This window comes from Natronospira sp. (assembly GCF_007134575.1).
Taxonomy (GTDB): Bacteria; Pseudomonadota; Gammaproteobacteria; order Natronospirales; family Natronospiraceae; genus Natronospira; species Natronospira elongata.
In genome coordinates, this window is the sequence record NZ_SLKM01000067.1 from 1 (window position 1) to 5670 (window position 5670).

Consider the following 5670-nt stretch of genomic DNA (forward strand, 5'->3'; position numbering starts at 1 on the left):
AGGCCAGCCCCCCCCGGACCTCGCTGTCCAGGCTCTGTTGCCACTGAAGCTGGGGTTCGGTGGTGGTGATGCGACTGGAGAACACGCCACTGCGAGCGCTATCGCCGCGTTCCGGTATTGACTGGGTGCTGCCGCAGCCAGCCAGTGTGAGCACCGCGATCAGGGCCAGGATTAGCTGTCTGTACACGTCGAGTTATCCCCTTATTGATGACGGGCTTTGCCGGATTGGTGTGCCAGGGCCCAGTTTACATGCTCTCGCACCAGGGCGGAGGGATGATCCTGACGCGCCTTGAGTGCGGTCACCGCTGCGGAGCTTTTCGGCGCATTACCCAAAGCCACGGCCAGGTTACGCAGCCACCGTTCGTGACCGATTCGGCGGATGGCGGAACCCGCCATCCGGTCAAGGAAGTCCGCCTCGCTCCAGGCGAACAGTTCGATCAGTTCAGCCTGGTCCAGGCCGTGACGGGGATGAAAATCGGTCTGTTCGCTGGGGCGTGCGAACTTGTTCCAGGGGCAGACCAGTTGGCAGTCGTCACAGCCGTAGATGCGATTGCCCATGGCCCGTCGATAGCGTTCGGGGATGGGGCCATCATGCTCGATGGTCAGGTAGCTGATGCACTTGCGGGCATCCAGGCGATAAGGTCCGGTAATGGCGCCAGTGGGGCAGGCGTCAATGCAGCGTCGGCAGCTGCCGCAGTGGTCTTGCCCTGCTTCGTCCACGGGCAGGGGCAGGTCGGTGAACAGTTCCCCAAGGAAGAACCAGGACCCCGTCTTCTGGTGGAGGAGGTTGGTGTGCTTGCCCTGCCAGCCAAGCCCGGCTTGCGCGGCCAGGGGTTTCTCCATCACCGGTGCGCTATCGACAAAAGCCCGGTAGCCGAAATCCCCGATGGCCTTGCGAATTCGATCCGCCAACTGTTGCAGGCGTTTGCGCAGCAGCTTGTGATAATCGCGACCGAGGGCATAACGTGAAACAAATCCAAGCCTGCCATCGGCCATGACCGACCAGCTATCGGCGGCGGGCTCGGGCAAATAATCCATGCGCACGGAAATGATCCGCCGGGTTCCTGGCAGCAGCTCGCCGGGGCGGCTGCGTTTGCGACCATGCCGCGCCATCCATTCCATGCTGCCGTGGCGGTTTTCTCCCAGCCAGGCCTCAAGCCGGGCCTCGTGTTGGCCCAGGTCGGCATCGCTGATGCCGGTGGCCTGAAAACCCAGGGCCAGCGCCCAGCCCCGGATGCGGTTGGCCAGTTCGGCGTAGTCAATGTCGGCGTTGTCACTCACACGGTTATTTTCGCACAGTCCTTTATACTCTTGGCCTATGACAAGGATTCCCGAACAAGCACTCTATACCGCCGCCCAGGTCCGTGAGCTGGATCGTCGGGCGATCGAGGATGCCGGTATCGGCGGCTATCCACTCATGTGCCGAGCCGGTGAGGCAGCCTTTCGGCGTCTGCGCTTCTTCTGGCCCGGCGGCAGTGGTCGTCTGTTGGTGCTCACCGGCCCCGGCAATAACGGTGGCGATGGTTACGTGATTGCCCGGCTCGCCCTTGAAGCAGAACTGCCGGTGACCCTGGTCTCGGCAGTGGATTCCGACCGCCTCGGCGGTGACGCGGCTCGGGCCCGGGATGACTGGCTGCGGGCGGGCGGTGAGATCAGCAACTTTCAGGAGCAGCTCCCGGGGGATACCGGCCTGATCGTGGATGCCCTGCTCGGCACCGGGTTGGCGCGTCCTCCCGAGGGGCAGATCGCGACACTGGTGAATTTGGCCAATGCCCATCCGGCGCCGGTCTTTGCCGTGGACTGTCCCACTGGCCTGGATGCGGATACCGGGCAGTTGCTGGGGGATGTCGTTCGCGCTTCCCATACCTCCACATTTGTGGGCCGCAAGCGTGGCCTCCATACCGGGCAGGCCCGGGCCGTGTGTGGTCGGGTGCATTTTGAACGCCTGGATATTCCCGATGCCGTGTACCAGGGCATGACGCCGACGGCATTCCTGATCGAGCGCCAGGCGGTGGCAGCCTGCCTGAGACCACGCTCGCCGGTTGCTCACAAGGGTCGGCACGGCCATGTGGTCGTGCTCGGCGGCGATCATGGCATGGGCGGTGCGGGCATCATGGCCGCCGAGGCCGCCCTCCGCGCCGGTGCGGGCCGGGTGAGTCTGCTGACCCGCACTGAACACGTGAGCGCGGCTCTGGCTCGCGCTCCCAGTCTGCTGGTTCAGGGAATTCGTCGTCCCGCCCAGGCTCGGGCAACCCTGGCCACGGCCGATGTCCTGGTGGTCGGGCCGGGTCTTGGACAGGGGGCCTGGGGCCGGCGTCTCTGGCGGCTGGCACTGGATTCGGGGCGCCCGCTGGTGCTGGATGCCGATGGACTCAATCTGCTGGCCCGCGACGGGCGCCGGCCTCCAGCCGGCAGCATACTGACACCGCATCCGGGAGAGGCTGGACGGCTGTTGTCACAGTCCCCTGCCGAACTGGAAGCCGACCGATTCGCTGCCGTCACCGCCCTGGCCGAGCGCTACCAGGCCACGGTGGTACTCAAGGGCGCCGGCAGTCTGATCGCCGAGCCACAGGGGGTGACCCATGTCTGTGATGCCGGCAATGCGGGTATGGCGGTGGCCGGGATGGGTGACATCCTGGCGGGAATCGCGGGAGGGCTGCGGGCCCAGGGTCTGCCGGAAGGCGAGGCGGCCTGGGTCGCCACCTGGCTGCATGCCACTGCCGGCGATCTGGCCGCCCGGGAGCAGGGGCAGCGCGGCTTGCAGGCCCCGGACCTGTTGCCGGCGGTACAGCGTCTGGTTAATCCCGCTGGAGAGCGCCGATGAGTGAGCTGGAGCTTCACCTGCCCAGGGAGGAGGGTACCCAGGCCCTGGGGGCCGCACTGGCCGAGCTCTTGCCGCCCGGGGAGGGCCTGGTGATCTACCTGTCCGGCCAGTTGGGCGCTGGCAAGACCAGTCTGTGCCGCGCCTTCCTGCGTGCCCTCGGTGAGAGCGGCCCGGTCCGCAGCCCCACCTACACACTGATGGAGCCCTACGAGCCCGCCGGTCGCCGGGTCTGGCACATGGATCTCTATCGGCTTGCCGACCCGGAAGAGCTGGAGTTCATTGGCATTCGTGACATGGATGCCAGTGACCTGGTCTTGCTGGTGGAGTGGCCGGAGCGGGGACGGGGCCTGCTGCCGGAGGCGGACTGTGAGATTGCGCTCGAGCATGCGCAAGCCGGGCGACTGGCGACGCTGAAGGCCCTCGGCCCGAGGGGCGCGTCCCTGCTTGCAGGCCTGCCGTCGCGGCTTCGGGACGAGGCCGATATTGCCCTTGATAAGCCGCAATAAGAATTCTTTCTAGATAGCTATTTTTACTGAAAAAACTTGATTTTTGCCCGTCCTGTTGTATAGATTGGGGCAGACGCATCGGTTTCGACGGAGACCGGGCCCGAGTCGGACAAGGGAGTATCCCGACAATGCGAAGCTGCCGCGCCCTGCTGTCCCTGCTCATGTTGCTGACTGCCTTCCCGGCTGCCCATGCAACCGAGGTGGAGGGTGTGCGCCTGTGGGATTCGCCGGAGAGAACCCGTGTCGTCTTCGATCTGTCCGGGCCTGCGGACCATCGTCTGTTCTCCCTCTCCGAGCCGGACCGGATTGTTATCGATCTTAGCAATGCCCGTCTTTCGGACGGTTTTTCCCCCGCCGGGGATGGGGTCGTTGCCGGCATTCGCAGTGGCAAGCGGGAAAACGGTCAGTTGCGGGTAGTGCTGGATCTCGCCGAGGAGGCGCGCCCGCGCAGCTTCCTGGTTGAGCCCAATGAGCAATATGGTCATCGCCTGGTGGTGGACCTGGATCGCAAGAACAGCCGCGAACGGGCGCGGGATACGGTGCGCGAATTGCCCAATGGCGAGAGCCGTCCGGTGGTCATTGCCATTGACGCCGGTCACGGCGGCGAGGACCCGGGTGCCATCGGCCCCAGTGGCACACGCGAGAAAGATGTGGTCATGCAGATTGCGCGGCGCCTGGAGCGTTTGCTGGACGCCGAGCCGGGCATGGAACCCTTCATGATCCGGACCGGGGATTACTTTGTGTCCCTGCGCGACCGCGTCCAGCGTGCCCGTGATGCCGAGGCCGACCTGTTCATTTCCATTCATGCCGATGCCTTCAAGGACCCCCGTGCCCGCGGGGCCTCGGTCTATACCCTTTCCCAGCGTGGCGCCAGCCACGAAGCCGCCCAGTGGCTGGCCGACCGCGAGAACTCGGCCGATCTGATCGGCGGGGTCAAGCTGTCCGACAAGGACGATACCGTGGCTTCGGTGCTCATGGACTTGTCCCAGTCGGCCTCCATCAGCGCCAGTCTCGACCTCGGTGACCGCCTGATCCAGCAGATGGGGGGCAATATCCGTCTGCACAAGCGCGAAGTCATGCAGGCCGGTTTTGCCGTGCTTCGCGCCCCCGACATGCCCTCCATCCTGGTGGAGAGTGCCTTCATCTCCAACCCCCAGGAAGAGCGGCTGCTCAATCAGCGTGAATACCAGGAAAATCTCGCCCGGTACATTCTTGATGGCATCCGTGATTACTTCTGGGAAAACCCGGTGCCCGGCACCCGAATCGCGCAGATGGTCCGCAATGGGGACAGCCCGGGGCGTGAGCACCGCATCAGCCGGGGTGAAACCCTTTCCGCCATCGCCCGCAAGTACGACGTCAGCGTCAACCAGCTGCGTCAGGCCAATGACCTCAACGGCGACCGGATCCGGGTCGGCCAGGTCCTGCGCATCCCCACTTCGAGCTGAAGCCTCCTCCCGGTACAATGCCGTTTTGGCTTTGTACCGGGATTCTCATGAGCGCCAGCAAGGACACCGCCCCTAACCGCACGGCCCGTCGCCCCATTCGTGCCCTGCCACCCCAGCTGGTGAATCAGATTGCCGCCGGCGAGGTGGTGGAGCGTCCCGCCTCGGTGGTCAAGGAGCTGCTGGAAAACAGTCTGGATGCCGGTGCCCGGCGGATCACGATCGAGGTGGAGCAGGGCGGTGTGCGCCTGATTCGGGTCCGCGATGACGGTGACGGCATTGCCGCCGCCGATTTACCCCTGGCCGTGAGCAGTCATGCCACCAGCAAACTGGTGGACATGGCAGACCTGGAGCGAGTGGTGACGCTGGGCTTTCGGGGCGAGGCTCTGGCCAGTATCGCTTCAGTGGCGCGGCTCAAGCTTCGCTCTCGGACTCGCGGTGAGGAACAGGGCCATGAACTGCTGGGTGATGGCCAGGGAGGGTTCGAAGGGCCGCAGCCCACGGCCCATCCGGAAGGGACCACCGTCGAAATGCGGGACCTCTTTTTCAATACCCCGGGGCGGCGTAAGTTCCTGCGTACCGAAAGGACGGAGTTTGGTCATCTGGAAACGGTGGTCCGCCGGGTGGGACTGAGCCGTGATCATGTCGAGATCCGACTGTTACATAATGGCAAGCCGGTTTTCACCCTGCCGGCGGGGGAGGATCAGGCTGTCCGGGAACGCCGCGTGGCGGCCCTCTGTGGCCAGGCCTTTCTGGAAGAATCCTTGCATATCGAACATTCGGGCGCTGGCCTGCGTTTGCATGGCTGGGTGGCACGCCCCAGCTTTTCCCGCAGCCAGCCCGATCTGCAGCATTTTTTCGTCAACGGCCGCATGGTCCGCGATCGCCTGGTGGCTCA

The 5670-nt window shown here is 64.8% G+C and carries 5 protein-coding genes and 1 pseudogene; 4 read left to right on the forward strand and 2 right to left on the reverse strand.

Annotated features, from left to right (window positions below):
• A pseudogene (locus ACJWXQ_RS02715) lies at positions 1-187 on the reverse strand (hypothetical protein); the annotation flags it as partial.
• A 14-nt stretch (positions 188-201) separates the two neighbouring features.
• Complete coding sequence (gene queG / locus ACJWXQ_RS02720; protein ID WP_346052405.1) at positions 202-1281, reverse strand: tRNA epoxyqueuosine(34) reductase QueG; 1080 nt, start codon at positions 1279-1281, stop codon at positions 202-204.
• 37 nt (positions 1282-1318) lie between these two features.
• Between queG and ACJWXQ_RS02725 the strand changes: the two genes are divergently transcribed.
• The 4 genes from ACJWXQ_RS02725 to mutL all read left to right on the forward strand — a co-directional run.
• Entirely contained in the window at positions 1319-2824 is a 1506-nt protein-coding gene (locus ACJWXQ_RS02725) for an NAD(P)H-hydrate dehydratase (RefSeq protein ID WP_346052404.1), read from the forward strand.
• Positions 2821-3330: a tRNA (adenosine(37)-N6)-threonylcarbamoyltransferase complex ATPase subunit type 1 TsaE gene (gene tsaE, locus ACJWXQ_RS02730; protein ID WP_346052403.1), complete on the forward strand. Its 510-nt coding sequence runs from the start codon at positions 2821-2823 to the stop codon at positions 3328-3330. The genes ACJWXQ_RS02725 and tsaE overlap by 4 nt, the downstream gene beginning before the upstream one ends.
• Positions 3331-3458: 128 nt before the next feature.
• Positions 3459-4775: an N-acetylmuramoyl-L-alanine amidase gene (locus ACJWXQ_RS02735; RefSeq protein ID WP_346052402.1), complete on the forward strand. Its 1317-nt coding sequence runs from the start codon at positions 3459-3461 to the stop codon at positions 4773-4775.
• A gap of 47 nt (positions 4776-4822) precedes the next feature.
• Positions 4823-5670: DNA mismatch repair endonuclease MutL (gene mutL, locus ACJWXQ_RS02740; protein WP_406672089.1), on the forward strand; the 848-nt coding region annotated here is incomplete at its 3' end.

What these genes read in the sequence shown, in the direction of transcription:
- tsaE (WP_346052403.1), top strand. Translation starts at nt 2,821, where the DNA reads ATGAGTGAGCTGGAGCTTCACCTGCCCAGGGAGGAGGGTACCCAGGCC.
- ACJWXQ_RS02735 (WP_346052402.1), top strand. Translation starts at nt 3,459, where the DNA reads ATGCGAAGCTGCCGCGCCCTGCTGTCCCTGCTCATGTTGCTGACTGCC.
- ACJWXQ_RS02725 (WP_346052404.1), top strand. Translation starts at nt 1,319, where the DNA reads ATGACAAGGATTCCCGAACAAGCACTCTATACCGCCGCCCAGGTCCGT.